Source organism: Pseudonocardia autotrophica (genome assembly GCF_003945385.1).
GTDB classification, from domain to species: domain Bacteria; phylum Actinomycetota; class Actinomycetes; order Mycobacteriales; family Pseudonocardiaceae; genus Pseudonocardia; species Pseudonocardia autotrophica.
Genome location: NZ_AP018920.1, coordinates 5195686 through 5221858 on the forward strand (window position 1 = coordinate 5195686; position 26173 = coordinate 5221858).

Below are 26173 nucleotides of genomic sequence, written 5' to 3' on the forward strand. Positions count from 1 at the left end.
CTCGGTGCCGCACCGCCACCAGGCGGTGCGGCGCCGAGGTCAGCCGGTGCGGACGACGATCCGGGAGCGCTTCGCGTCGAGCACCGGGGAGCCGTCGGGGAGCTCGGCGCCGACCGCGAGCACCGCGGTACCGGGGGCGCCGGACCCGTCGTCCTCCAGCACCTCGGCCCGCAGGGTCACGGTCGCGCCGACCGGGCAGGGGGCCCGGAAGCTGACCGAGGTGGAGAGCACCCGGTCGTCGCCGCCGACCCACTCCCCGACCACCCGGACCAGCAGCCCGAGGGTGAGCATGCCGTGCACGATCACCCCACCGGCCGGGCCGGCCTGCGCCGCGTACGGCTCGTCCCAGTGCAGCCGGTTGAAGTCACCGGACGCCCCGGCGTAGCGGATCAGGTCGGCCTGCTCCACGGTGTGCCGGCGCTGCGGCATCACGGTGCCGGGCCGCAGCGTCGTCGCGGCGGTCACGCCGCCGCCCCCAGGTAGGCGATCGTCTGTCTGCTGGTGGCCACCGGACGCTCCGACGACTCGTCCACGCACTCGATCTCCAGCGTCAGGTAGGTGTGTGCGCCCCGGTCGCGCACATCGGTGATCGTCGGGGTGCAGCGCAGCACGTCGCCGCTGCGGACCCGGCCGTGGAACTCGTACTCCTGGCCGGCGTGCACGATCGCGCCGCTGCCGCCGAGGCCCTCGTCCTCCCGGAGCAGGGCGGCGCCGCGCATCACGGTGAAGCAGGCGGCGAACATCCCGGGCGCCTCCATCGGGGTGCCGACCGGCACGTCCGGCACGGCGAACCCGACGGACGCGGCGTACTCCTCGATCTTGGCGCGGCTCACCTCGTAGCGGTACACCGGATAGCGGTGGCCGATCCGTCCTGTGTCGATCCTGCCTGTGTCGGTACTGCCTGTGTCGGTACTGCCTGTGTCGGTCCTGCCTGTGTCGGTCACTGTTCCTCCTTCGGTCGGTCCTCAGATGTGGGGTGGCGGCGGGCCCGGGCGCAGGGAGGCGGCCGTGTCCTGGAACAGCTCGCCGTCGAGCAGCCCGGCACCGAGCAGCCGTTCCAGCTCACGCCGGCTGCCGAACCGGTGCGCGAACGTGTGCCCCCGTTTCACGAGCACGTGCAGCTCGTGTTCCCAGGTGAAGCCGATGCCGCCGAGCGCCTGCAGGCAGTGCCGCTGCGCCGCGTCGAACGCGCGGCGGGCGAGGACGGCCGCGCAGGTGACCGTGCCGCCCGCGACCGGGTCGCCGCGGTCGACGTCGACGGCGGCACCGCCGACCGCGCTGCGGGCGATCTCGATCTCGACGTGGGTGTCGGCGAGCCGGTGCCGGACGGCCTGGAAGCTGCCGATCGGTACGCCGAACTGGACCCGCGTGCGCGCGTGCTCGACGGCGATCTCCAGCAGTCGCGCGGCGATGCCGACCAGGTAGGCGGCGCCGCCCAGGCGGCCCAGGGTGACGGCGCCGACGTCGAGCAGCAGCGGCAGCGGGTGTCCGGCCGGGCGATCCGCGGGACCGCGGGCGGGCGCTGCGGCACCGCCGGGCGCCGATCCGGGGACCGGGCCGGACGGGACAGCGGTCGTCGGGAGCCGGAACGACCGTTCCAGGCGGTCCGCTGTGGACACCGGATCAGCGGCCGCACCGAGGTCCGGGCCGAGCAGCACGTCACCGTGCGGACCCGGCACGACCACCGCATGGGCGACGTCGAGGTCCGGGGCCCGCCCGGCCGGATCGGCCGCGGTGGCGACCGCGTGGCCGTCGACCACCCGTGCCAGCAGCGGATGGTCGTGGGCGGCGAGCGCGGGGACGGCGACCCAGAGCGTCTCCACCAGCGGACCCGGCACCGGCACCCGTCCGGCCTGCTCGGTGATCGCTGCCAGCTCGGACGGCGCCAGGCCGAGGCCGCCGCGGTCCTGCGGAAGCAGCGCGCCGAACAGGCCCGACTCGCCGAGGACCCGCCAGCCGGGCCCGGGCGGGCCCGGATCACCGGCCGGGTCGGGCCCACCCGGCGCCGCGGCGGATCCCGCCCGCCCCGCCGCGTCGAACACGGGCCGCGCGGCCTCGGCGAGCGAGCGCTGCTCCGCGGACGGGTCGAACAACCGCGACGCCTGCGACCTCATCGGGGCAGTCCGAGCAACCGGTCCGCGACGACGGTCCGCTGGATCTCGGCCGCCCCGCCGTAGATCCGCCCGGCGCGGCTGTGCCACAGGTCCAGGAACTCGGGCGTCCCCTCGGCGGTGCGCTCGTCGCCGAACAGGTCCAGCCCCAGCTCGACGACGTCGAGATCCAGCTCCGAGGAGTACAGCTTCACCACGCTCGACTCCGCGCCCGGCTGCTCGCCCCGCCATGCCGCGGCGACCCGGCGGTCGGTGTGGCAGCGGTAGCCGTGCACCCGGGCGACCAGCGCCCCCAACTCACCTTCGACGGCGGCCCGGTCGAGGTCCGGGCCGATCGCGGTGAGGTCGGCGGCCGGCGCTCCCGGCTCACGTTCGTCGGAGGCCCGGTCCCGGCCGGGGCCGGCCGCGGCGACGTCGGCGGCCAGCGCCGCCAGCCGCCGGCGGCTGCGGGCCGGACCGCCGGCGTCGGGCCCGCGTTCGAACGACAGCAGCCGCATCGCGATTGCCCAGCCGTCGCCCTCGTCGCCGATCCGGTCGGTGACCGGCACCCGGACACCGGTCAGAAACACCTCGGCGAAGCCGGTGCGGCCGTGCACCTGCCGGATCGGGCGCACGTCGACCCCGGGACCGGTCAGGTCGATCGCGAGACAGGTGAGCCCGTGCCGCCCGGCACCGGGCGGGCCGGTGCGGACCAGCGCGAACATCCGGTCGGCGTGCCGGCCGTAGGTGGTCCAGGTCTTCTGCCCGTCGACGACGTAGCCGTCGCCGATCCGGACCGCCCGGGTCCCGACGGCGGCGAGATCGCTGCCCGCGCCGGGCTCGGAGAAGCCCTGGCACCAGATCTCCCCGGCCGCCAGCATCGGCGGCAGCCAGCGCGCCCGCTGCGCCGCGTCGGCGGTGTGCATCAACGCGGGCCCGAGGAAGCGCAACGCGGGACGGGTGATCCGGACCGGACCGCGGGCCCGCTCGTACTCCTCGGCGAAGATCGCCTCGTGCAGGACGTCGCCGCCCGCGCCGCCGTACTCGCGCGGCCAGGACAGCCCGCTCCAGCCGGCGTCGTGCAGGGTGCGTTCCCAGGCCCGGTGCGCGGCGAAGCCCTCGTCGGTGTCGACGTCGGGGAGCTCCTCGACGTGCGCGGCGAGCCAGGCCGCGGCGTCGCCGGCGAACCGGTGGTAGGAGTCCGGTACGTCGACCGGCCTGCGCGAGCCCGCGGTGCTCATCGGACCAACTGCCACTTCGCGACCTTGCCGGTCGCGGTCCGCGGGAGCGCGTCGACGAAGCGGACCGTGCGGGGCCGCTTGAACGCGGCGGCCTGCTCGGCGGTGAAGGAACGCAGCTCCTCGGCCGTGACCCGCTCGCCCCCGGCCGGCACCACCCACGCGACGACCTGCTCGCCGAACCGCTCGTCGGGCTCACCGGTGACCGCGACGTCGCGCACCCCGGGATGGCGGCGCAGGATCTCCTCGACCTCGGCGGCGGCGATGTTGAACCCGCCGGAGAGGATCATGTCCTTGGACCGGCCGGTGATCGACAGCAGCCCGTCGGCGTCGAGCTCGCCCAGGTCACCGGTGGCGAACCAGCCGTCCGGGTCGGTGAACGGCGTCGAGGCGGCCGCGCCGACGTACCCGGCGCCGACCGCGTAGCTCCCCGGAGCGCCGGAGCGCACGAGCACCTCCCCCGCCCCGGAGCGGCTGCGCGGGCCGCCGCCGGGATCGCGCACGGCGAGCTCCACCCCGGGCAGCGCCCGCCCGGACGAGCCGGGCCGGCTGGTGAACTCGGCCGGCGGGAGTGCGGCGGCGAGACCGGTCTCGGTGGAGGCGAAGAACGTCCACAGCTCGGTGTCCGGGAGCGCCGCCGCGACCGCCTCGCGCAGCTCCGGGGTGGTCGCCTCGCCGGTCACGCTCAGCACCCGCAGGCTGCGCATCCGGTCGCCGATCGCACCCGAGCCGACCAGGTCGCGGGCGATGGTGGGCACCATCCCGGTGACCGTCACCCGGTGCCGTGCGACGGCGTCGACCAGGGTCGCGGGCCGGGCGTCGGCGCTGAGCACGGTGCGCCCGCCGGACAGCACCCCGCCGAGCAGCCGGACCTGCCCGACCCGGTGCCCGAGCGGGGTGGAGATCAGCACGGTGTCGGCGGGGGTGAGCCCCAGCAGGGTCGCCGGTCCCAGCCAGGTGCCGAACGCCTGGTTGGCCCGGCTCAACGCGACACCCTTGGGGAGCGCGGTCGTCCCGGACGTGTAGAGCACCGCCGACTCGTCCGACCCGGTGGGACGGACCGGTCCGGCGTCGGCGAGCGCACGCTCGTAGTCCGGCCCGGCCGACAGCACGTCGACGTCGCCGGTCAGCCCGGCGAGGACGTCCGCCCGGTGCGCGCCGCCGTCGGTGACGACCAGCCGGACGTCGGCGTCGGACACCAGATGGCGCACCTCCCGCTCCTGGTAGCGGTCGTTCACCGGCACGGCGGCCACCCCGGCCAGCTGGCAGGCGAAGAACGCCTCGGCCCACTCCCGCCGGTTCGCGAGATAGAGCCCGACCCGCCCGCCCGCGTACGGGACGAGGTGCCCGGCGAGCGCGGACGCCCGCCGGTACAGCTCGGCGAAGCTGGACTCCCCGTGGTCGTCGACCAGCGCGGTGTCGGTGGGCCGCCGGGCCGCGACCCAGCGGAGCTGCTCGGCGACCGTCCAGGGATGCACGGGTTCCTCCTCAGATCGTCCGGCCGCCGTCGACCGACAGCACGGAACCGGTCATGTAGTCGGAGTCGGACGAGGCCAGGTAGACCAGGCTCGGCGCGATGTCCTCCGGCGTGGCCCAGCGGCGCAGCGGGATCATCCCGAGGAACTTCTCCTCCAGCTTCGGGTTCTCCCGCACGTTCGCCGACATCTCGGTCGCCGCGATCGGCAGCAACGCGTTCGCGGTGACGTTGTAGCGGGCCAGCTCGGCCGCGGCGGTCTTCACCAGTGCGACGACGCCGGCCTTCGCGGCCGCGTAGTTCCCGCCGCCGACCTGGCCGCGCACCGCCGCCGGCGACGCCAGCGCGACGAACTTGCCGCGCCCGCGCCCGGTCCAGTGCGGGATCAGCGCGGTGAGGCAGACGAAGGTGCCGGTCAGGTTGACCCTGACGACGTTCTCGAACGACTCGAGGGTCATGTCCTTGAGCATCGCCGGGGCGACGATGCCCGCCGAGTGCACGAACACGTCGACGCCGCCGGCCCACTGCACGGCCTCCTCGACGACGGCCGCGACCTGGTCCGGATCGACGACGTCGACCTTCCAGGCGCGCGCCGTGCCGCCCGCCCGCCCGATCTCGTCGGCGACGGCCTCCGCCGCGCCCGCGTCGAGATCGAGCACGCCGACGGTGGCGCCCTCGGCGGCCATGGCGATGGCACCGGCCCGGCCGATCCCCCGTCCACCCCCGCTCACCAGCACGGACACGTTCTGCAGTCGGCTCATCGGGTGGTCGCTCCCGTCGTGGGTTCGGGTGACGCGGGGGCCAGCCCCAGCGCCGTGACGGCGTTGTCCTTGAGGACGCGCGGCCGGACGTCGTCGGCGATGTCGAGGCCGTCGAAGTCGCGCAGCCAGCGGTCCGGGCTGATCAGCGGGTAGTCGCTGCCGAACAGGACCTTGTCCGGCAGCATCCGGTTCATGTAGCGGACGAGCTTGGGCTCGAAGTACTTCGGCGACCAGCCGGACAGGTCGATGTAGACGTTCGGCTTGTGCATGGCGACGGCCAGCCCCTCGTCCTGCCAGGGGACCGACGGGTGCGCCATGATGATCGTCAGGTCCGGGAAGGTCGCCGCGACCTCGTCGAGGTGCATCGGGTTCGAGTACTTGAGCAGGATCCCGCCGCCGCCGCGCAGGCCCGTGCCCATCCCGGTCTGCCCGGTGTGGAACACGACCGGGACCCCGGCCTCCTCGATGGCCCCGTAGAGCGGGAAGAACCGGTGGTCGTCCGGGTAGAACGCCTGGGTCGACGGGTGGAACTTGAAACCCCGGACCCCGTGCTCGGAGACCAGGCTGCGGATCCGCCGCAGCGAGACCTGACCGCGCCACGGGTCGACGCTGCCGAACGGGATCAGCACGTCGTCGTGCGCGGCGGCGAGATCGGCGACCTCCTCGCTGGGGACGGGGGTGCGGCCGGTCGCGCTCTCGCTGTCGACGGCGAACACGACGGCGCCGATGTCGCGCTCGCGGTAGTACTCGGCCACCGAGCCGACCGTGGTCTGGGTGCCGCTGCCGAACACGGCCGCCGACGCCTTCTGGAACTCGCGGCTCGCGGCGTCGCGTCCGGCCGCACCACCGCCCTCGGTGACGTGGACGTGCACGTCGATCGCCCGTCGGGCGAGGAACGCCTGCGTACCCACGGTCTTCCTCTCGTCGTCGAGATGTTCTCTGGATGTTCTGCAGTGCAGGACACTCTCTTGTATTGTCCTGCTCTACGTGACAGTGCCTGAGACGACGAGCGATCGTCAAGGAGGGAGGATGGTGCGATGACGGAGCCGGCAGAGGCAGTGGCGGCAGTCCCGGCGGCACAGCCACCCCCGGGGGCACAGCCGGCCTATCCGATCGAGTCGGTGGGCAACGCGCTGCGCCTGCTGCTCCTGCTGCGCAGCCGCGACGAGCTGCGGATATCGGAGTGCGCGCGGGAGATCGGGGTGGCACGCTCCACCGCGCACCGGCTCCTGACGATGCTGGAGCACTACGAGTTCCTGGCCCGCAACCCGTCCGGGCGTGGGTACCGCAGTGGGCCCGCCCTGATCGGCCTGGGCATGGCCGCGGTCGGACTCCTCGGCATTCGCGATCGCGCCCGCCCGCACCTGGAGGCGTTGCGCGACGAGCTGGACGAGACCGTCTCGCTGGTGCTGCTGGAGGGACCGACCGCCCGCTTCGTCGACGCGGCGGAGAGCGAGCGGCCGCTGCGGGTGGCCGGGCTCGTCGGGCTGGAGCTACCCGCGCACCGCACCTCGGCCGGGGTGGCCGTGATCGCCGCGATGGACGACGCTCAGCGCGCCGAACGGATCGCCGGCCGGTCCGGGCTGGAGCAGTCGGTGGCGGCCGCCCGCGAGCAGGGCTATGCGTTGGTGCACAACGAGAGCGACATCGAGATCGCCGCCGTCGGGGTGGCGGTCCCCGGGGCGCTCGCCGGGCTGGCGGTGGCCGCTCCGGCCGGTCGGGCGACCGCGGAGGCGGTGACCCGCTGGGCCGCCGCCGCGAACGCGGCCGCCCGCCGGATCGCGATCGGCTGACCGCGGTCCGGCGGGCGGGAGGGCGTATTCGTTACCGGTGACGGGCGTGGATCAGGCGGGCCTGCTCTCCGCGGAGGGCTCCCCCGGGGCACCGCTGCGGTCGCGCAGCGCGATCGGGACCCCGGCCAGGTCCTCGTCGTTGCAGAGCAGTTTGACCTCGTAGTAGATCCCGTCCGGACTGTCGTCGTAGTCGAGATGGACGCCGATCACATCGACCGGCTCCCCCAACCACTTCTGGACCTCCCGCAGCCAGAGCGCGGAACGCTCCAGGGCCGTGGGCAGATCGTCGTCCCGGAATCCCACCGGGCGGAACGGTACGTCCTGGATCTCGTCGTGGCCGTGTGGCGGGCGGGGCAGAGCCCGGGCCAGTCCGGCGTCGTCGAGGTCCAGTGCGACAGACTTCTCGCTCACCACCCCAGCATGGCGCCGCAGCGGAGACGCTGGCAAGCCGGGGGGTTCATCCCACCGTGGCCGGGGCCGCCGGGTACACCCGTTCGCCGGCGTTCAGGGCCGCCCGACCGCCCCGATCAGCGACGATCCCCCGCCGCTGCCGGCTCGCTGCGCGGCGGCGGGCCGCGGACCGGACGTCGCGGCTAACGGGTGGCCGTGGTGACCACCACGGCGGCGATCGCGACCGCCGTGCGGGTCACCGCGCTGCTCACCGCGCCGGCACCCCAGTTGCCCTCCTCGAGCTCCTTGGCCCGCCCGATCACCGCGCTCGACCACTTCGGCCGGGGGTGCAGCGACGGCAGGGTCCCGCTCGCCGAGATCAGCGAGATCACGGCGGCGGTGTGCGGGTCCGGCTCGGCGCCGTCCTCCAGCACGTCGACCACCCGCTGCCGCAGCTCGGTCTCGTGCTGCGAGCCGGTCGAGGGCAGCCAGGTCATCGGGATCAGCCCGAGCATGCGCTTGCGCTCCCTGCGGATGAAGCCCCGTTCGAGCAGCCGCTCGGTCAGCGGCTTCCAGAGGTCACCGAGCTCCGAGAGGAGGCCCTGCACGCGCCGCGGGCGCCGGGCGACGATGTCGTAGGCGTTCTGCAGCAGGGGATCCGGCAGCGGGCCGTCGCCGACGGCGACGATCATCGGGCCGCCGAGCCCGGCCCGGCTCTCGTCGGCCTCGACCCGGCCCAGCAGCGCGAGCTCGACCAGCATCCCGCCGCCCAGCACGTAGGGCAGGGTGCCCGCCCCGGCCGGGGTGCCCGACTTGTCGTCGAGCATCAGCAGCAGCGTGTCCTCGACGATCAGCGTGTCGTCCTGCATGTCCTCCGCCTCCTGTGCTGCCGCTCCGAGCGGCCGCAGGATCCAGTCGACACCATGCCGCAGCGGCACGGTCAACCCGAGCGCCCCGATCGGGGGTGGTCAGAGCCCCGTCCACAACGTCTCGGCGTCGAGCACCCGGTTACGTCGCAGGGTGAGCACCCGCTCGGTCGCGGCGAGCACCCCGGCCACGAGCAGGGTCGCGTTCAGCCAGCCGGGCAGCGACACCGGCGAGCTGAAGCTGCCGACGAGCTCGGCGATCCTGGGTTGCGCGGTGATGAGCTCGAGTGCTTGGGGCACCGCCAGCACCAGGTTGACGGCGAGGATCAGCACGGCCGTCACCGCGATCGCCCGGCTCACGCCCGGCCGGCGCCGGGCGAGCCGGGCGCGCCGGTACTCCAGGGTCCCGGGCGACGGGCGCAGCCGGTGCTCGGGGCCGGAGCCGGGGACCAGGTGGATCCGGGTCGTCCCGTACAGGCCGACGTCGACCTCGATCCGTCCGCCCGGGACCGGAAGGCTCCCCGGCACGTCCGTCGTGGCCGCCCGTCGTCCGTCGAGGTACAGCCGGGCGTCCCCGTCCCCGGCGAGGTCGATCTCGACCGTCCAGGTCGCCGGACGGCCGTCCGGGCCGGGATGCTCGATCTCGTAGAGGTGGCGGTGCAGGATCTCGTGGCGCCGCAGCGGGCGCAGCAGGTCGCCGCTCACGGTGCAGCCGGCCCCCGAGCAGCCGGTCCCAGCGCCGCATGCCTCCGGGCGTCCGGTCCCGGAGCAGCCGGTCCCAGTGAGCTGCCCGGCGGCATCGGCAGCGGCGCGAGCCGGTACGCCGGCGGCTCGGTCCCGTGCAGGTGCCGCACCAGGTAGTCCCAGATCCGGCGCTGCACGTGGTGCATCCGGAGCAGCAGCGAGTGCTCCCCACCGGGCACGATCAGCATGTCGACGTCGCGATCGGCGTCGATCAGCGCGTTCACCAGGCGCATCGTGTGGTACGGGTGCACGTTGTCGTCGAGCTCACCGTGGATCAGCAGGAGCTTGCCGGTCAGTCCGGCCGCGATCGCCGGGGTGGAGATCGCCTGCCTGCCCTCCTCGCTGACGTCGCCGTGGTACTGCTCGGCCCACATCGGCAGGTAGAAGCCCGGATCGTGGTTGCCGGCCACGGACACCCCGACGCCGTAGAAGTCCGGGTGCGCCAGCAGCGCCCGTGCGGTGGCGTACCCGCCACCGGAGTGTCCGGTGATCCCGATCCGGCCGGTGTCCAGCCAGGGGTACCGGTGCCCGAGCTCGCGGATCGCGGCGATGTGGTCGTCCAGCGCGCCGTCGCCGAGGTTGCCGTAGGAGTGGTCCTGGAACGCCTTGCTGCGCCCGGCGGTGCCGCGGCCGTCCAGTGCGACGACGGCGAACCCGAGCGCGGCCAGCGCCTCCGGTTCACCGGAGTGCGGCGAGTCGAACGCCGGCCCGGCCCGGTACACCTGCGGCGCACCGTAGATGTGCTCGACGACCGGGTACCGGCGCTCCGGGTCGAAGTCGTGCGGGCGCCACAGCAGGCCGTACACCGGGGTCCGCCCGTCGGCGGCGGTCGTCCGGAACCGCTCCGGCGGGGACCAGCCGAGCGCCGCCAGGGCCTCGGTGCCGGGCTGCTCCAGCTCGACCAGCAGCTGCCCGTCACCGCCCAGCACCCGCGAGCGGGGCGCCCGGTCCACCGACGACGCCCGGTCCACCAGGTAGCCGCCCTCCGGCGGGCTGACGGCGTCGTGGTCGAGGTCGTCGTCGGTGAGCCGGGTGAACCCGCTGCCGTCCAGCCCGATCCGGCAGATCTGACGCACGTACGGGTCGCTCCCGACGAGCCCGGCGGCCACGAACCACAGCTGCCTGCGCTCCTGGTCGACCCACAGCACCGACCGGACCGGCCACTGACCGCTGGTCACCTGCGTGACCTGCGACCCGTCGGCCGAGTACAGGTAGAGGTGCCCCCAGCCGTCGCGCTGCGACCACCAGAGGAACTCCCCGGAGTCCAGCACCCGCGCCATCGGCGGGTCGCCGAGCTGCGGGGTCGGGTCGACCCGGGTCTCGCCGGTCTCCCGGACCAGCACGGTGCTCTCCCCGGTGCCCGGATCGAACCGGTGCAGCTCCAGCGCCCGGGCGTCGCGCGGCTGGCGCAGGAAGTGCACGACGTCGCCCTTCTCCCCCGTCCACCACGCATAGACGAGCGCGGTCGGGTGCACGACGGTCGCCGGCTCGTCCTGCTGCCGGACGATCGTGCGCGCCGCGACGTCGATGACGTTCCAGGTCATCGACGCCTGGTTCTCGTCGCCGGGCATCGGGTAGCGGTAGCGGTGCTCGACCGGGCGCCCGCCGTCCGGCGGCGACGACTCGACCAGCACCTGCTCGGGCAGGCCACGCTGGTCGAGGCGGTGCACGAGCAGCCGGGTGGAGTCCGGTGACCAGGTCAGCAGCCCGAACGTTCCCAGCCCGAACGCCCGCATCAGCGCCCGCGCGCTCATCGGGTCGGGCAGGCTGCCGTACTCGTGGCCCGGCTCGGCGTCGTCGGTGAGCGCGATCTCCTCGCCGTCGTCGCGGGAGCGGACGTACACGTTCCCCTCCCGGGTGAACGCGACCCATCTCCCGTCCGGGGAGACGATCTCCCCGGGGGCGGGGGCGGGGTCCTCGATCCGCGTGCACTCACCGCCGGCGTCGGACCACTCCCAGCGCTCGCCGAACGCGGTGAACCGGACGACGTCGTCGTCGCGTCCCGGGATGTCGAACTCGACCTGCAGCAGCGGCAGCGCGTCGGCCTCCACCGGGTGCCCGGATGCGGTGGACAACGCCGCGGCGAGCCGCTCGTGGTCGAACGCGGGCTCGCGGGTGCCGTCGGCCGGGTCGACCAGCAGGTGCCGATCCCCGATCCGGTACCGGAACCGGGCGCCGCCGCGCTGCCACTGCGGCCGCACCATCGGCGCCTTCCGCGCCCGGTAGGGCAGCAGCATCTGCTCGGCACGGGCGTAGTCGGACGCGGTGAGCCGGGTCATGTCGGATGTCTCCCTCGCTGTGGTGCACCGTCAGGTCGTCACCGTCGACGAGACACCCGGCCGCCGCGGCACACTCAACGACCTGTGACGTGCGCCACCGACCGCTGCGGGCGGCGCGTGCCACCGCGGGATCGGCGACCGGCCACAGCACGACAGCGGCCCTGCGCAACCCCAGGCGGTAACGTCGCCCGATGAACGACACCGGAACGATCGCGGCGCGGGCCCTGTACGAGACCCGCAACGGCGGGACAGCGGTGCTCGGCTCGGACAGCGGTGCCCGGGGCGTGGTGCAGTGGATCTGCTTCGGCCCGCAGGGATATGTGTTCGAGGTGCCCGATCCGGCGAAGCACCGGCCCGGGTGGCTGCGGCGCTCGTTCGGGACGCTGCTCGGCCGGGCCGACGCCGATCCCCCCGGCCTGGACGAGGGCCAGGTCCGCGGGCTGGAGGCGCTCGGATTCAGCCCGGGCGAGCACGGCCTCGAGCTACAGCTGCGGGCCGACGAGCTCGGTCACGACCAGCTCGTGCATCTCGTCGTCGACGCGCTGGAGGCGGTCGGCCTCGACGGTGAGCCGCTCTCCTGCGAGGTCTTCGACGTCTGACTCCCCGATCGTCCGATGATCATGGAGAGATCAACACCGAACCCTGATCATTCGTCGGACGATTGGATCAGGTTCGAGAGTGCCGCGCAGGACTCCCGCAGCGCGTCCAGCCCGGCGCTCACCACCGGCTGGTGCTGCGAGCCGGCGCGGACGGCGGCGATCACCCGGCGCAGCGGCACCGGCGGGATCCCGATCCGCAGCCGCCGGGTCTCGTGCCGCGCAGGCAGATCGGCCAGCCGCGGCACCAGCGCCACCCCGAACCCGTAGGACACCAGCGCGGCGCCGGTGTCCCACTCGTCGGCGAAGTGCGCGATGTCCGGCGCGAACCCGGCGCCGGCGCAGGCCAGGGTGACCAGCTGGTGATAGGCCCGGCCGGGGTTGCTGCAGATCCACCGGTCCCCGGCCAGGTCGTTCAACGCGACCTCGCCCCGCCCGACCAGCGGGTGCTCGGGCCCGACCAGCAGGTCCAGCGGCTCGTCGTAGAGCGTCCACTGCTCGAAGGCCGGGTCGGTGACCGGTGGGATGCTCGCCGTCGCCACCACCACCACGACATCGGTCTCGTCGGCGGCGAGCAGCTCGAAGGCCCGGGCCGGTTCGGTCTCGCGCAGCTGCAGGCGCAGCGCCGGGTGACTGCGGCGGAGCCGGTCGAGCGTCTGCGGCACGACCGCGGCGGCGGCCGTGGAGAACCCGCAGAACCGCAGCGCGCCGCCCACCTCGCCGTGCCGGTGTGCGTCGAGCTCGGCCCGGGCCCGTTCCCACTGCGCGGCCAGGGTCTCGCCGTGCACCAGCAGGGTGCGGGCGGCCGGGGTGAGGCGCACCCGGCGGCCGTCCGGCTCCAGCAGCGTGACGCCGAGCTCCCGGGCCAGTGCCTGCATCTGGTGCGAGGCCGCCGACGTCGTCATCCGGCACACCTCGGCGGCGGCGGTCACGGTGCCGTGCCGCGCGATGGCCTGGAGCACCCGCAGTCGCCGATCGATCATCGCAGAATCGTACAAGATCAGTAGTTCAACTCTGCGATGGACGTGAACACTCCGCGTTCCGACACTGACCCCTGTGAGTACCTACCGCGCGATCGTCGTCGGGCTCGGCGGACTGGGTTCGGCGGCGCTGCACCGGCTCTCGCTCGAGCTCGGCCCGGGTGTGCTGGGCATCGAGCAGTTCGAGCTGGGGCACCACCGTGGCGCCTCCCAGGACCACTCCCGGATCATCCGGCTGGCCCAGCACCAGGAGCACTACGCGGCGCTGGCCTCGCCGGCCTACAAGGCGTGGGCCGAAGTGGAGGCCGAATCCGGCCAGCAGCTCGTCACCCGCACCGGTGGCCTGGTGATCGAGGACCGGGTCGCCCGCGCCGGCGCCGCCACCGGGACCCGCAACATCGAGGGCTACACCGCGATGTTCGACCGCTTCGGGATCGGCTACGAGCTGCTCGACGCCGACGAGCTGACCGCCCGCTGGCCGCAGTTCCGGCCGTCCGGCAGCGAGCAGGCGCTCTACCAGTCCGAGTCCGGCATCGTCGACGCCGCCCGCGCGAATGCGGTGCACGTCGCGCTCGCCCGCGCGCACGGCGCCGCGGTCCGCACGCACACCCCGGTCCGCGCGATCCGGCCCGACGGCGACGGTGTCGCCGTGGTCACCGACGACGCGACGCTGCTCGCCGATCGCGTCGTCGTCGCGAGCGACGCCTGGACGAACGAGGTGCTCGCCGGGACCGGGGTGAGGCTCCCGCTGACCGTCCTGCAGGAGCAGGTCACCTACTACGCCACTCCGCATCTCGCGGAGTTCTCGCCGTCCCGGTTCCCGGTGTTCATGTGGCACGGCGAGCACAACTTCTACGGATTCGGTGTCTACGGCGAGGTCGCCACCAAACTCGGCCAGCACATGGGCGGGCACGAGACCACCGCCGATGGCCGCACCTTCGAGCCGGACCCGGTGCGCCGCGACCGCTACACCCGGTTCCTCGACCGGCACCTGCCCCGCTTCGGCGGGCCGGAGCTGTACTCGAAGACCTGCCTCTACACGGTCCCGCCGGACCAGAACTTCATCCTCGACACCGTGCCCGGGCACCCGCAGATCGTCGTCGCCGTCGGGGCCGGGCACGCGTTCAAGTTCGCCGCACTGATCGGCGGCCTGCTCGCCGACCTGGCGGCGGGCCGCACCCCCGCACACCCGCTCGACGCCTTCTCGATCACCCGGCCGGCGCTCACCGATCCGACGTTCGGCCGCAGCTTCCACATCTGACCACCACTCCGAGAGGGGGAGAACGATGAGCACCGACGCCTACGACGTGCCCCTCGCGCGTCCGACCGACCCGGCACTGTTCACCGACGAGTTCACCTACCGGCACACCCGGCTGCCGGTGGACCGCGCCTCCACCCTGGTCCCGGACGCCTACACCTCCCCCGGGTTCTTCGCCATCGAACGGGAGCGGGTGTTCGCCTCCGGCTGGGTCGCCGTCGGGTTCGTCGCCGACGTCGACCGGCACGGTGCCTGCGTCGTCGCCGAGGTCGCGGGCCGGTCGGTGATCATCACCCGCAACCGGCACGGCGAGCTGCGCGGCTTCCACAACGTCTGCCGGCACCGCGCCACCCGGCTGCTCGACGCCGACGCCCGCGAGGTCGGCAAGCGGGGCCGGATCCGCTGCCCTTACCACAGCTGGACCTACGACACCGACGGCGCGTGCCTGGGCACCCCGCTGTTCGAGGGCTCGGACGTTCCCCGTGGTGAGGAGGCCGTGTTCGACACCTCGGGGGCGACCGCGTTCGACCGGGCCGACGTCGGGCTGCTCCCGGTCGCCGTCGACACCTGGGGTTTCCTGCTGTTCGTCAATCTCGACCCGTCCCCCGGCCCGCTCGCCGCGCAGCTCGGGGACCTGTCGTGGCGCTTCGCCGACCACCATCTCGACGGCTGGGTACCGCAGCGGCGCCGCACCTACGACGTCGCCGCGAACTACAAGCTCGTCGCCGAGAACTTCATGGAGTACTACCACCTGCCCTGGGTGCATCCCGAGCTCAACAAGGTGTCCCGGTTCTCCGACCACTACCGCTGGCAGGGCCCCGGGATGTACACCGGCATGTGCACCACGCCGGTCTCGCGCAACTCCGACGCCGGCGGCTGGGACGGGCTCCCGCCACTGAGCTCGCTCGGCGAGCGCGACGCCGACGCCGGCCGGTTCGTCTGGCTGTTCCCCAGCACCGCGCTCGTCGTGCTCCCGAACCATGCGTTCGTGCTGATCAACCGGCCGGTCGCGGCGGACCGCACGGTCGAGACCGCGGTGCTGCTCACCCATCCCGAGGCGCTCGACACGCCGGGCGCCCAGGAGGGGCTCGACCAGCTCGAACAGTTCTGGGACCTGGTCAACACCCAGGACCTGGAGATCGTCGAGCGGGTCCAGGACGGCATCACGAACCCGGCCTACACCGGCGGCCGGATGTGCTTCCGCTTCGAGGAGCCGCTGCACCGCTTCCAGAACATGGTGGTCGACCGGATGGTCGGCATCGACCGGGTCCCCGGCGGTGACGACGACGTGATGACCCGGATGTTCCCCGACCCGGTCTGATCCGGGCTCACCCCCGGTGTGCCCGTGCGGCCGCCTCGACCCGGTCGTGGAGCTCGCTCGACGTCGCCTCGGGGGCCATGTTGTCGACCTCCGCCCGGAGCCCGACCGCGCCGTCGAGCGTCTCGCGCAGGATGTCGGCATGCCCGGCGTGCCGGTGCGTCTCGGCGATCAGGTGCACCAGTGCCCGGTGCAGGGTGACGGTGGCGCGCTCGGCGGGCCAGTGCGGGACGGTTCCCTCGGTCGCGAGCTCGGACGCGGCGACGGTGGCGTCGGAGTGTGCCCACACCCGCCGGTAGAGATCGACGACGTCGGCACGTGACTCGTCGGCCGTCGCGAAGAGATCGACGGTCGGGTCCGACTCGACCTGCTCCATCCAGGCGGGTGCGTCCGGCAGCGGGCGGCCGAACGTGCTCCCGAGGTACCCGGCCTCGACCAGCGCCAGGTGCTTCACGAGGCCGAGCAGGTTGGTCCCGGTCGGGACGAGCGGACGCCGCACGTCGTACTCGCCGAGCCCGTCGAGCTTCCACACCATCGCCTCGCGCCCGGTCTGCAGATAGCCGCGCAGCGTCTCCTTCTCGTCCATGCGCCAGACCCTGCCGGATGCTCGCCGTGGTGCTGCACCGGGCCGTGGATTCCGTGGCTTCCGTGGATTCCGCGCGCCACCGCGGCGGGCACCGCACCGCTCCGTCGCGGACAACCGGGGCGCCCTCCGTTGTCCGGCCGGGACAGCGTGCGCCCCGGCCGGCGGACCTACCGTCGAGAGCGGTCCGGCGACGACGCCGGCGTCAGGGCTCGGAGAGGAGATGGCTCCATGGCAGAGGCACGGCGGGCCGGGGGCGCCCTCGGGATGATCGAGACCAAGGGCCTGGTCGGGGCGATCGAGGCCGCGGACGCGATGGTCAAGGCGGCGAACGTCGAGATCGAGGGCTACCGGACCCTGCGCAACGGGCAGGTGTCGGTGCTGGTGCGTGGCGACGTCGGCGCCGTCAACGCGGCGATCGCGGCCGGCCGGGCCGCCGCCGTCCGGGTCGGCGAGCTCTACAGCAGCCACGTGATCCCGCGCCCGCACGGAGACACCGAACAGATCGTCACCGACGCCGTCGAGTCGACCCGCTGACGGACCCGGGCCGCGGCGCTGAGGCCCGGCCCCGGCGCCGCCTCAGCGTTCCGGCCCGGCCCCGGCGCCGCCTCAGCGTTCCGGCCCGGCCCCGGCGCCGCCTCAGCGTTCCGGCTCGGCCCCGGCGCCGTCGGCCTCGCTGTCGGCCCGGGTCACCTGCAGCAGCCGGAGCGCGAAGTCGGCCCGCATCCGGTCCTCGTGCCGGCCCAGGTCCAGCCCGGTGAGCTGCCGGATCCGCTCCAGCCGGTAGCGCAGCGTCTTGTGGTGCACGAACAGCCGGTCGGCGGCCAGCTTCTGTGAACAGTCGGCGTCGAAGAACGCGCGCAACGTGCGCACCAGCGAACCGTCGTTGTCCCGGTCGTAGTCGAGCAGCGGACCGGTCACCTCGTCGACGAAGGTCTGCAGGTCCGGATCGTCGCCCGAACCCAGCAGCAGCCGGACGATGCCGAGCTCCTCGTAGAGGAACACGTTGCGCCCGCCGAACCGCTTCGCCGCCGACAACGCCGTCCGCGCCTCGTTCAGCGCGCTGGGAAGATCGACGACCTCGGCGTGCTCGCGGCTGATCCCCCAGGTCAGCTGCAGCTCGGGCACCTCCTCGTGGATGGCCGCCGCGAACCCGTTGACCAGATCCTTGGCACCGTTGCGGTCGAGATCGGCGGCGATCGCGACGAGCAGGTCGCCGCGCAGGCTGGCCAGTGCGAGCCCGCGGCCCTGCAGTGTCCGCACGGTCCGCAGCACCCGTCTGCGGACCCGGTCGGTCTGTGAGGTGTCCCAGCCGAGCTGGGTCGCGAGCGCGTCGATGTTCTCGATCCGGCCGTGCAGCACCCGCAGCCCGCCCGCCAGCTGCACGTTGAGCTGCTGGGCCCGGGTGCGGGCGGCCAGCCGGTGCTCGACCGGGCCCTGCAGCAGGTCCCACAGCACCTGCTCGGACGCCTCGGCCCGGGCCCGGCTCGCGGCGCGCTCGCGCAGCAGGGCCAGCGAGCAGGCCATCGCCACCTGGACGGCGACCGCGTCCAGGATGTCGCCGGCCCGCTCGGTGCGCACGAGCAGCACCTGGCCGACCTGGTCGCCGTCGGCGTAGACGGGGCGGGCCAGCGCCCGGCGATCGGCGAGCGCAGGCCCGCCGGTGCCGGTCGGCAGCACCTCGGGCAGCTGGGACACGATGTCGCGGGCCCGGTGCCCGGCGAGCCGCACCCCGTCCGGCCCGTAGACGGCGATCTCGCAGCTCAGCTCGGTGGCCACGGTGCGGGCGATCGCCGGCAGGCCGCCGCCGCCGATCACGATCTGGAGCAGGTCCTGTTGCAGCCGGGAGGTCCGGTCGAGCACCGCGACCTGCTGCTGGAGCGCGTCGCGGGCGCGGCCGAGCCGGTCGGCGGCCGCCGCCTGCTCGTCGTAGAGCCGGGCGTTGTCGATCGCGATCGTCGCGAAGTCGGCGAGGGTGACCATCCGGCGCATGTCCCGGTCGGTGAACACCGAGCGGCGCCGCCGCCACACCTCCAGCACCCCGAGGAACTCGCCGCGCAGCCGCAGCGGGACGGCCAGTGCCGAGCGGGTCTCCTCGCGCTCGGCCAGGGACATGAAGTCGTCGCTGATCGTGCGGTCCTCGAGATAGGAGTCGACCTTGGCCGGTTCACCGGTGAGGAACACCAGCCCGGCGACGCCCTGGCCGCGGCGCATCTGCAGCCGGGCCGTCTCGGTGGAGCGGTTGCCGACGCAGGCGCGCATCTGCACGACGTCGCCGTCGCGGAGCATGACCCCGCAGATGTCCGACTCGAGCAGTCGCAGTGTCTGCTCGGCGACGGTGAGCAGCACCTGGTCGAGATCGCGGACGGTGAGCAGCCGCCGCGAGACCTCCCGCACCGCGTCGGTCTCGGCGGCCGCCGAGTCGACCTCGACCCGGGACTGGCTGCGGATCAGCTGCAGCGACAGCCAGGCGCGGCCCTGGCGCAGTCGCTCGACCACGGCCGGGCCCAGCTCGGCGTCCGGGTCCCAGCACAGTGCGGCCGGGCCGTCCGCACCGACGATCAATCCGGGCCGGCGGGAGCGCCCCGGGACCGACGCCGGCCCGCCCGCGGGTAGCCCGGCGGTTCCGACACCGGATCCGGCCAGTACCTGCCAGCGCTCGCTGCACCACGCGGCGACGGTCACCGGGGTGCCGGCGAGCATCGCCGCCTGGGTCGCGAGATCGTCGGCGGCGCGGTCCGGATCGACCGGGACCGTGCCCAGCAGCCGGGACAGCCCGTCCGGACGGGATCCGATGCGGGCCGGGTCGAGCGTCGTCATCGCACCCCCGCCGGTCAGAACGCGATCAGTGACTTGAGGGTACGTCGCTGCGCCATCCGCCGGTATGCATCCGGAGCGCCGTCGAGCGGCACCGTCTCCTCGGCGACCACCGCCGGATCGACCGCCCCGGAGCGGACCAGGGCCAGGAGCTGGTCGCCGTCGCGCATCAGGTCGCCGATCGCGAACCGCAGCGACAGCTCGTCGGCGAAGGCCCGGCCCGCGGGCAGCGCCCAGTCGCCGGTGTGCACCCCGACCGACACCACCGTCCCGCGCCGGCGCACCAGCTCGAAGGCGCTCTCCAGGCCGCGCGGCCCGCCGACCGCGTCGATCACGACGTCGGCACCACGGCCGTCGGTGAGCAGCTGCGCGGTCCGCAGCGCGTCGGCCGGGTCCACCGCGACCGAGCCCTCCCGGGCGGCGAGCGCACGCCGCGCGGCGACCGGCTCGACGAGCAGCACCGTGCCCGCCCCGCAGGCCTGGGCCGCCAGGGCCGTGAGCTGACCGACCGGTCCGCCACCGAGGACCGCGATCGTGTCCCCCGGCATCGGATCGGCGCGCCGGACCGCGGCGTAGCCGGTTGCCAGGGTGTCGCCGAGGAACACGGCGGCGTCCGCGGACACCCCGTCGGGCACCGACCGCAGCACGGTGTCGGCGAACGGGACCCGGACCAGCTCGGCCTGGGCGCCGGGCAGCGGCGGCCCGAACGCGGTGCCGGTGCCGAAGAAGCGGCGGTCCGGGCACTCCCAGTGGTCGCCGCGCCGGCACCACCAGCAGGTTCCGCAGGCCGTGAAGTCGGCGCCCACGACGAGCTCGCCGGGCCGGTGTCCGCGCACCGCGGCGCCCGTCTCGACGATCTCCCCGACGAACTCGTGGCCGAGCACGGTTCCGGTCTCCAGGCTGTCGCCGTGCGCGACCGTGTGCAGATCGGTCCCGCAGACGGCCGCCCGGCGGACCAGCACGATCGCGTCCGTCGGCTGCTCCAGCCGGGGATCGGGCACCTCGAGCACCCGGACCGTGCCGTCGCCGGCGAACGTGACCGCGCGCATCACGCCGCCGTGGCGAGCTCGGCCACCCGTTCCCGGATGCGGTCGGCCGCCGCCCGGAGTGCGGAGAGCTCGTCGGGCAGCAGATCGAGGGTGACGATCTCGCGCAGCCCGTTCCGGCCGAGCCGGGCCGGCAGCCCGACGTAGACCTCGGAGATGCCGTAGCTGCCGTCGCCCAGCACCGCGGCGGGCATCACCTCGCCGGAGTCGGCGGCCATCGCCAGGACCATCCTGGCGGCGGACATCCCGGGTGCCATAAACGCGCTGCCGGAGCGGAGCAGCCCGACGACCTCACCGCCGGAGCCGCGGGCACGGGACACCACGGCGTCGAGCTCCGCGGCCGGGATCGCCGCGCTCAGCGGACGACCTCCGGTGGTGGCCGTGGAGAGCGGGATGACCATCTCCTCGCCGTGGCTGCCCAGCGCCCAGGCCTGGATCCGGTCGGCCCGCGCGACGCCGGTGAGCGAGGCCAGTGCCTGGAAGCGGGCGGTGTCGAGCACGCCGGCCATGCCGAGCACCCGGCCGGACGGCAGCCCGGACGCCGTCCACGCGTGCTGGGTCATCTCGTCCAGCGGGTTGGTCACGACGACGATCACCGCCTGCGGCGACACCGCAGCGGCCCGCCGCGCGACGTCCCCGACGATCGCCGCGTTCGTGCTGATCAGATCGGATCGGCTCATCCCCGGTGTGCGCGGCTTCCCGGCGGTGATGATCACGTAGTCGGCGGGGCCGGCCTCGGCGACCGTCCCGGCGCCACGCACCCGGGTGCCGAACCCGGACAGCGCGGCGGTGTGCGTCAGGTCCAGCGCGATCCCCGCGGCCCGGCCCTCGTCGATGTCGACCAGCACGACCTCGTCGAACACGTCCGCGTCGGCGAGCCGCATCGCGGCGATCATGCCGACGTTCCCGGCCCCGACGACGACCACCCGGCCGGACGCGGCGCTCCCCCGGCCGGTCGGCCGGGCCCCGGCCGCGCCGGGACGCACCGCGCCCGGCAGCGGGGCGCCGCGCCGGAACAGTGCGCCGGACGGGGGCCGGACGGGCGGCGGCGGGCCGCCGGGCACCGGAGCGACCGGCGCGGGCGCCGGGCCGGCCGACCGCTCGGCCCGGCCGGCACCGGACGCGGTGCCCGGGGTCGCGCCGGACGCCGGATCGCGGCCGGGCAGGGCGCCGCGGCCGGGCAGAGCGCCGCGGCCGGGCACGGTGGCCGGGGTGCCGCCGGGGGCCGTGGCCGAGCCGGGTGTGGGTGCCGGTGGCGGCCCGGTTCCCGTCGCGGCGGCGGGCGGCGGCGGACCGGTCACGATCTCGGTCCCCAGCTCCCTGGCCCGCTCCCGGGCCAGCGGGGTGACGATGTCGCCCGGCCGCACGTACAGCGTCCCGCCGGCGGCCGCGTCGACCGATGCCGCTCCGTGCACGGTCATCGCCCGGCCTCCCGTCCGTGGATGCCCTCCAGCGCATCGACCGCGGCGTCCCGGGCGGCCTGCACCGCGCTCTCGGTGCCGGACAGGAACATCCGGCCGAACCGGCCGACCGCGCGCAGCTCGATGACGGTGATGTCGGCGGCCTTCTCCGCCTCGTTCGCGGCGACCGCGATGTAGGCGGCCGGGGCCACCTCCATCACGAACAGGCTCTGCCCCGGCATCAGCATCGATCCCTTGCGCCACTTGTTCAGCAGCTGCGCCTGGTAGGGGTGCACGTTGGTGATGAACTGGGTGGAGGCGATCGTCGGCCGGATCCGGTCGGCCTCGGTCATCCCGAGCTCGTCGAGGATCGCCTGCCCGGAGGCGAGCACCTCGGCCTGCTGCTCGGAGTGGATCTCCAGCAGGCCGAACTCGCGCTCGATGATCTGCAGCGCGGGCCGCACACCGGCCGCCTTGAGCGCGATGTCGGCGGCCCGGAACACCTCGTTGCCGGGGGCCATCTCGATGTAGAGCTCGGCCATCCCGGCGAGCGGGACGTCGCCGGGGCTGGTCGCCGCGATGTGCGCCGCGCACTGCGGCTGCATCCGGTCGACGAACGCGTAGGTACGCAGGGTGGGGGTCGCGCTCACTGGTCCACCCTCCGGGTGTCGGTGATCGTGATTGGGTTGCCGATGCGCCCGAGGTGCCGCTGGGTCATCGCCCTGCTCGCTCGACTCGGTCGAGGTCCAGCATGAGATCTGCGGGGCCCAGCGGACACCCGGGATGCGCGGACCGTCGACAGGGCTGAGCGCCGTTGAGCGCCGATCAGTGAGCGAACCGGCAGCCGCATCCCGGCACCACATGAAGGCGCCTCCCCACTGGGACTAGCAGCGAGGAGGCTGACATGCAGTCTGCCAGTACCACCAGCACCCGCAACCCCGCCCACGCCCACGCCACGTTGCCCGCCGACCCGCCCGGTGATGTCACCGCCGGTCTGGACTGGGCCCGTGACGACCACGCGGTCGCGATCGTCGACCACCGCGGCACCCAGATCGGCCGCCACACCATCGACCACACCGCGGCCGGTCTGCGGGAACTGGTCGCGCTCCTGCGCCGCGCCGGGGCAGCCGAGGTCGCGATCGAACGCCCCGACGGCCCCGTCGTCGACACCCTGCTCCAGGCCGGGATCACCGTGGTCGTGATCAGCCCCAACCAGGTCAAGAACCTGCGCGGACGCTACGGCTCGGCCGGGAACAAGGACGATCGCTTCGATGCCTACGTCCTGGCCGACACCCTGCGCACCGACCGCGCCCGCCTGGCCCCGCTGACCCCGGACCGCCCCGAGACCGCGACCCTGCGCCGGGCCTGCCGCACCCGCAAGGACCTCGTTGGCCACCGGGTCGCGGTGGCCAACCAGCTGCGCGCGCACCTGCGCACCGTGCTGCCCGGCGTGGTCGGGCTCTTCGCCCACATCGACTCCGCGATCAGCCTGACCTTCCTGCGCAGCTTCGCCACCCAGGACCACATCGACGCGCTCACTACCGCCGGGCTGGCCGCCTGGCTGAGCGAGGTCGGCTACTGCGGGCGCACCGCCCCGGCCGTGCTCCACGCCCGTCTGCGCACCGCGCCCCGCGGCCTGACCGGGCACGACGCCGAGATCAACACCGAGATCACCCACGCCCTGACCAACGTGTTGACCACGCTCAACACGCAGATCGCCACCGTGTCGGCCCAGATCGAGCGCCAGCTCGCCGAGCACGCCGACGCCCACGTGTTCACCAACCTCCCGCGAGCCGGACGAGTCCGCGCCGCCCGACTGCTCGCCGAGATCGGCGACTGCCGGGCCCGCTTCCCCACTCCCGAAGCGCTGACCTGCCTGGCCGGCGTCGCCCCGTCGACCCGCCAGTCCGGCAAACACCGCTCGGTCGGCTTCCGCTGGGCCTGCGACAAACAACTCCGCGACGCCGTCTGCGACTTCGCCGGCGACTCGCGACGCGCCAACCCCTGGGCCGACGACCTCTACCAACGCGCCCGCGACCGCGGGCACGACCACGCCCACGCGGTCCGGATCCTGGGCCGCGCCTGGCTGTTCGTCATCTGGCACTGCTGGCAGGACAACCTCGCCTACGACCCCACCCGACACCGCGCCCTCCAACGCCTCCTCGAAGATCAACAAGCGGCGGGTTGACACAGGGCATCTCATGCCCGCTCCCCCGCCCTGGCGATCCCGACCGGGGTGATGAGCAGGGCGTGCGGATAGGTCACGACGGTTCGCTCCAGGTAGCCGGCCAGCGCGTCTTCCGCGCCGGGGATCATCAGGGCGCCGCCCGCCAGGTGCAGCGGCAGGTCCTCGGCGCCCTCGGTCAGCGCGCGGACGTTCTCCGCGATCCGTTGCAGCCCCGGGACCAGCACCGAAAGGGCCTCGCGCGGATGCGTCCGCTTGTAGCTCTCGGCCTCCTCGATCCCGATGCCGAGGCCACCGGCCAGCACCAGGTCCAGGTGGTGCCCGCCGCCGGGGCGGTCGTCGAGCCGGACCAGCTCGCCGTCGCGGTAGACGCCGACCCCGGTCGAGCCACCCCCGACGTCGACGACGACACCGTCGCGCACCTCCAGCGTGCGCTGCGCCGCGCCGACCTCGTCGACCAGTCCGACCTCGTCGAACCCGGCGGACTCGCAGACGTAGGTGCAGGCCCTCGCGTCCGCCACCGGGATGCACGGCGGGTAGGCGGTCGCGGCGCTGCGCAGTTCGACGCCGAGCGCGGCCTCGGCGCGTTCCCTGAGCCCGCGGACCGTGGCGGTGGCGCGGGCGAAGTCGACGACGACGCCGTCGGCGAGCGCGCCGGAGGGATGGCTCTGCACCCAGATCGGCTGCTCCCCGCCGTCGGCTGTCACCGCGAGCACGACCAGCACGCAGCCGGCCGTCCCGAGATCGACACCGACCCGCAGGGTGCCCGCGGCCGCCGCTGCGGCGGCCGCGGGCCGGTCCGGCTCACCGTGCTCGCCGATCGCCGCCGCGGTGGCGGCCGCCGCGGCGAGCAGCGCCTTCGGGCCGGACGACGGCGGCTCGGCCGGCCGGGGCCGCCGGGTCCGCCGCCGGGCGGTGGTGGTCGCCATCTAGAGCTCCACCGGGTCGTAGACGGTCCGCCACGGGCGCACCTCGTGCGCGATCCGCTTGATGTTGATCAGGTGCAACGGGGTGACGTTGTCCGAGCAGATCGATCCGCTCCAGGTGCCGGTGCCGAGCTGGAACGACGGGTCGACGTCGGTCGAGTACCCCATCCCGCCGAACAGCGCCGGGGTGTTGATCACGATCCGGCCGGCCGGCAGCGTCCCGAACGGCGCGATCTCCGCCGGGTCGGCCGCGTGCACCGCGGTGGTGTGCCCCTCGCCGTCGAGCGCCAGGATCTCCCGGCAGCGTCGCCAGCCGGCTGCGGCGTCGGGCACCTGGTACACCGACAGCACCGGGCCGAGGATCTCCCGCGACAGCGGCGTGCCGGGGCCGACGGTGTCGAGCCGGCAGGCGAGCACCCGGGTCGACGACGGCACGGTGAACCCGGCCAGCTCGGCCAGCCGGGGCGCGGTCTGGCCGACCGAGCCGGGTCGCATCGCGCCTCGGTCGTCGAACAGCACCCGGGCCAGCGCGGCCTGCTGGGGCGCGTTCATCCAGTAGGCGCCGCGCTCCTCGAACGCGGCGAGGAACGCCGGCGCCACCGCGTCGACCACGACGACCGACTGCTCGGCCACGCACGCGGTGCCGTTGTCGAACGACTTCGAGGTGATGATCATCTCGGCGGCCTCGGCCGGGTCCGGCACGCTGACCCCGACGTAGGCCGGCACGTTCCCGGCGCCGACCGCGATGGTCGGCTTGCCGCTGGAGTAGGCGGCCCGCACCATCCCCGGCCCGCCGGTGGCGAGCACGAGTGCGATCTCGTCGCGGCTCATCAGCTCGCGGGTGGCCGGGAGCGTCGGGTTCTCCAGGCAGGACAGGAGCCCCTCGGGGGCCCCGGCGGCGACCGCGGCCTCGGCCATCACCTGCACCGCGCGCAGCGTGCAGCGGGCCGCCCGCGGGTGCGGGGCGTGCACGATCGCGTTGCCCGACTTCACCGCGGCCAGACTCTTGAACAGCGCCGTCGACGTCGGGTTGGTCACCGGGATGATCCCGGCGAGCACCCCCATCGGGGACCCGACGGCGGTGACCCGGGCGTCGTCGTCCACCCAGAGCACGCCGATCGCCCGCCGTTCGAGCATCCACTTCGCGACGAAGCCGGTGTTGTACCGGTTCTTGTAGATCTTGTGCTCGTAGATGCCGTACCCGGTCTCGTCGACGGCGAGCCGGGCGAGCTCCTCGGCGGCCTTCGTCCCGGCCAGCGCCATCGCCCGCACGTAGCGGTCGAGCGTCTCCTGGTCGGTCCCGGCGAGCTCGGCGAAGGCCGCGGCGGCGGCACGGACCTTCGTCCGTACGTCGGCCAGACCGGCCAGGTCGGCGTCGAGCTGTGGCGGGTCGGGGGCGGTGGCTGCGGTCATCTCCACACCTCGGGTT

General features: G+C 74.1%; 25 protein-coding genes. 6 read left to right on the forward strand and 19 right to left on the reverse strand.

All coding sequences use genetic code 11. The annotated features are described in order from the left end of the window. Nucleotides 1-39: 39 nt before the first annotated feature. The 7 genes from Pdca_RS24275 to Pdca_RS24305 are packed head-to-tail and all read right to left on the reverse strand — an operon-like array spanning nucleotide 40 to nucleotide 6474. Entirely contained in the window at nucleotides 40-465 is a 426-nt protein-coding gene (locus Pdca_RS24275) for a MaoC family dehydratase (protein ID WP_232021165.1), read from the reverse strand. After that, complete coding sequence (locus tag Pdca_RS24280; RefSeq protein ID WP_085913134.1) at nucleotides 462-944, reverse strand: FAS1-like dehydratase domain-containing protein; 483 nt, start codon at nucleotides 942-944, stop codon at nucleotides 462-464. Before Pdca_RS24280 ends, Pdca_RS24275 begins: the two co-directional genes overlap by 4 nt. 21 nt (nucleotides 945-965) lie before the next feature. Next, nucleotides 966-2114 (reverse strand): acyl-CoA dehydrogenase family protein, encoded by a 1149-nt coding sequence (locus Pdca_RS24285; protein WP_085913133.1) that lies wholly within the window; start codon nucleotides 2112-2114, stop codon nucleotides 966-968. After that, complete coding sequence (locus Pdca_RS24290) at nucleotides 2111-3331, reverse strand: acyl-CoA dehydrogenase family protein (protein ID WP_085913132.1); 1221 nt, start codon at nucleotides 3329-3331, stop codon at nucleotides 2111-2113. The genes Pdca_RS24285 and Pdca_RS24290 overlap by 4 nt, the downstream gene beginning before the upstream one ends. Beyond that, nucleotides 3328-4806: a class I adenylate-forming enzyme family protein gene (locus tag Pdca_RS24295; protein WP_085913131.1), complete on the reverse strand. Its 1479-nt coding sequence runs from the start codon at nucleotides 4804-4806 to the stop codon at nucleotides 3328-3330. Before Pdca_RS24295 ends, Pdca_RS24290 begins: the two co-directional genes overlap by 4 nt. A 10-nt stretch (nucleotides 4807-4816) precedes the next feature. Next, nucleotides 4817-5563, reverse strand: coding sequence for an SDR family NAD(P)-dependent oxidoreductase (locus Pdca_RS24300; RefSeq protein ID WP_085913130.1), 747 nt, complete (start codon nucleotides 5561-5563; stop codon nucleotides 4817-4819). After that, nucleotides 5560-6474, reverse strand: a complete 915-nt coding sequence (locus tag Pdca_RS24305; protein WP_269462815.1) for an amidohydrolase family protein — start codon at nucleotides 6472-6474, stop codon at nucleotides 5560-5562. The genes Pdca_RS24300 and Pdca_RS24305 overlap by 4 nt, the downstream gene beginning before the upstream one ends. A 126-nt stretch (nucleotides 6475-6600) precedes the next feature. Here Pdca_RS24305 and Pdca_RS24310 point away from each other — a divergent pair, with 126 nt between their 5' ends. Then, nucleotides 6601-7356: an IclR family transcriptional regulator gene (locus Pdca_RS24310; protein ID WP_085913129.1), complete on the forward strand. Its 756-nt coding sequence runs from the start codon at nucleotides 6601-6603 to the stop codon at nucleotides 7354-7356. Nucleotides 7357-7407: 51 nt separating this feature from the next. On the opposite strand, the gene Pdca_RS24315 is transcribed toward Pdca_RS24310, so the two are convergent. The 4 genes from Pdca_RS24315 to Pdca_RS24330 all read right to left on the reverse strand — a co-directional run bounded on the left by Pdca_RS24315 (nucleotide 7408) and on the right by Pdca_RS24330 (nucleotide 11635). After that, nucleotides 7408-7767: a hypothetical protein gene (locus Pdca_RS24315; RefSeq protein WP_085913244.1), complete on the reverse strand. Its 360-nt coding sequence runs from the start codon at nucleotides 7765-7767 to the stop codon at nucleotides 7408-7410. A 182-nt stretch (nucleotides 7768-7949) separates the two neighbouring features. Continuing rightward, the gene (locus Pdca_RS24320) at nucleotides 7950-8615 is read right to left on the reverse strand and encodes a GOLPH3/VPS74 family protein (RefSeq protein ID WP_085913243.1); all 666 of its coding nucleotides are present in this window, start codon (nucleotides 8613-8615) and stop codon (nucleotides 7950-7952) included. Nucleotides 8616-8714: 99 nt separating this feature from the next. Then, on the reverse strand, nucleotides 8715-9317 hold the full coding sequence (locus tag Pdca_RS24325; RefSeq protein ID WP_085913128.1) for a hypothetical protein: 603 nt from the start codon (nucleotides 9315-9317) through the stop codon (nucleotides 8715-8717). Continuing rightward, nucleotides 9314-11635, reverse strand: a complete 2322-nt coding sequence (locus Pdca_RS24330; RefSeq protein WP_085913127.1) for a S9 family peptidase — start codon at nucleotides 11633-11635, stop codon at nucleotides 9314-9316. The genes Pdca_RS24325 and Pdca_RS24330 overlap by 4 nt, the downstream gene beginning before the upstream one ends. 191 nt (nucleotides 11636-11826) lie before the next feature. Here Pdca_RS24330 and Pdca_RS24335 point away from each other — a divergent pair, with 191 nt between their 5' ends. Continuing rightward, entirely contained in the window at nucleotides 11827-12234 is a 408-nt protein-coding gene (locus Pdca_RS24335) for a hypothetical protein (protein ID WP_085913126.1), read from the forward strand. A gap of 47 nt (nucleotides 12235-12281) precedes the next feature. On the opposite strand, the gene Pdca_RS24340 is transcribed toward Pdca_RS24335, so the two are convergent. Continuing rightward, the gene (locus Pdca_RS24340; RefSeq protein ID WP_085913125.1) at nucleotides 12282-13214 is read right to left on the reverse strand and encodes a LysR family transcriptional regulator; all 933 of its coding nucleotides are present in this window, start codon (nucleotides 13212-13214) and stop codon (nucleotides 12282-12284) included. A 73-nt stretch (nucleotides 13215-13287) separates the two neighbouring features. On the opposite strand from Pdca_RS24340, the gene solA reads away from it, so the two are divergent. Next, nucleotides 13288-14472, forward strand: a complete 1185-nt coding sequence (gene solA, locus Pdca_RS24345) for an N-methyl-L-tryptophan oxidase (RefSeq protein WP_085913124.1) — start codon at nucleotides 13288-13290, stop codon at nucleotides 14470-14472. A 25-nt stretch (nucleotides 14473-14497) separates the two neighbouring features. After that, entirely contained in the window at nucleotides 14498-15790 is a 1293-nt protein-coding gene (locus tag Pdca_RS24350) for an aromatic ring-hydroxylating oxygenase subunit alpha (protein WP_085913123.1), read from the forward strand. Nucleotides 15791-15797: 7 nt separating this feature from the next. On the opposite strand, the gene Pdca_RS24355 is transcribed toward Pdca_RS24350, so the two are convergent. After that, the gene (locus tag Pdca_RS24355) at nucleotides 15798-16373 is read right to left on the reverse strand and encodes a DinB family protein (protein ID WP_085913122.1); all 576 of its coding nucleotides are present in this window, start codon (nucleotides 16371-16373) and stop codon (nucleotides 15798-15800) included. Between the two features lie 228 nt (nucleotides 16374-16601). Here Pdca_RS24355 and Pdca_RS24360 point away from each other — a divergent pair, with 228 nt between their 5' ends. Next, complete coding sequence (locus tag Pdca_RS24360) at nucleotides 16602-16907, forward strand: BMC domain-containing protein (RefSeq protein ID WP_085913121.1); 306 nt, start codon at nucleotides 16602-16604, stop codon at nucleotides 16905-16907. Between the two features lie 102 nt (nucleotides 16908-17009). On the opposite strand, the gene Pdca_RS24365 is transcribed toward Pdca_RS24360, so the two are convergent. From Pdca_RS24365 to Pdca_RS24380, 4 genes are read right to left on the reverse strand one after another with little or no spacing between them, the layout of a single operon-like run. Then, nucleotides 17010-19190: a helix-turn-helix domain-containing protein gene (locus Pdca_RS24365; RefSeq protein WP_085913120.1), complete on the reverse strand. Its 2181-nt coding sequence runs from the start codon at nucleotides 19188-19190 to the stop codon at nucleotides 17010-17012. A 14-nt stretch (nucleotides 19191-19204) separates the two neighbouring features. Beyond that, nucleotides 19205-20236, reverse strand: a complete 1032-nt coding sequence (locus tag Pdca_RS24370; protein WP_085913119.1) for an alcohol dehydrogenase catalytic domain-containing protein — start codon at nucleotides 20234-20236, stop codon at nucleotides 19205-19207. Continuing rightward, entirely contained in the window at nucleotides 20236-21654 is a 1419-nt protein-coding gene (locus Pdca_RS24375; protein WP_085913118.1) for a malate dehydrogenase, read from the reverse strand. The genes Pdca_RS24370 and Pdca_RS24375 overlap by 1 nt, the downstream gene beginning before the upstream one ends. Further along, nucleotides 21651-22283 (reverse strand): BMC domain-containing protein, encoded by a 633-nt coding sequence (locus tag Pdca_RS24380; protein ID WP_232021167.1) that lies wholly within the window; start codon nucleotides 22281-22283, stop codon nucleotides 21651-21653. Before Pdca_RS24380 ends, Pdca_RS24375 begins: the two co-directional genes overlap by 4 nt. Nucleotides 22284-22537: 254 nt before the next feature. On the opposite strand from Pdca_RS24380, the gene Pdca_RS24385 reads away from it, so the two are divergent. Next, complete coding sequence (locus Pdca_RS24385) at nucleotides 22538-23821, forward strand: IS110 family RNA-guided transposase (RefSeq protein ID WP_125911538.1); 1284 nt, start codon at nucleotides 22538-22540, stop codon at nucleotides 23819-23821. A gap of 11 nt (nucleotides 23822-23832) precedes the next feature. Here Pdca_RS24385 and eutJ read toward each other — a convergent pair whose 3' ends face one another. Further along, on the reverse strand, nucleotides 23833-24747 hold the full coding sequence (gene eutJ / locus Pdca_RS24390) for an ethanolamine utilization protein EutJ (protein WP_125911539.1): 915 nt from the start codon (nucleotides 24745-24747) through the stop codon (nucleotides 23833-23835). After that, complete coding sequence (locus Pdca_RS24395) at nucleotides 24748-26157, reverse strand: aldehyde dehydrogenase family protein (protein WP_085916563.1); 1410 nt, start codon at nucleotides 26155-26157, stop codon at nucleotides 24748-24750. Between the last annotated feature and the right edge of the window lie 16 nt (nucleotides 26158-26173).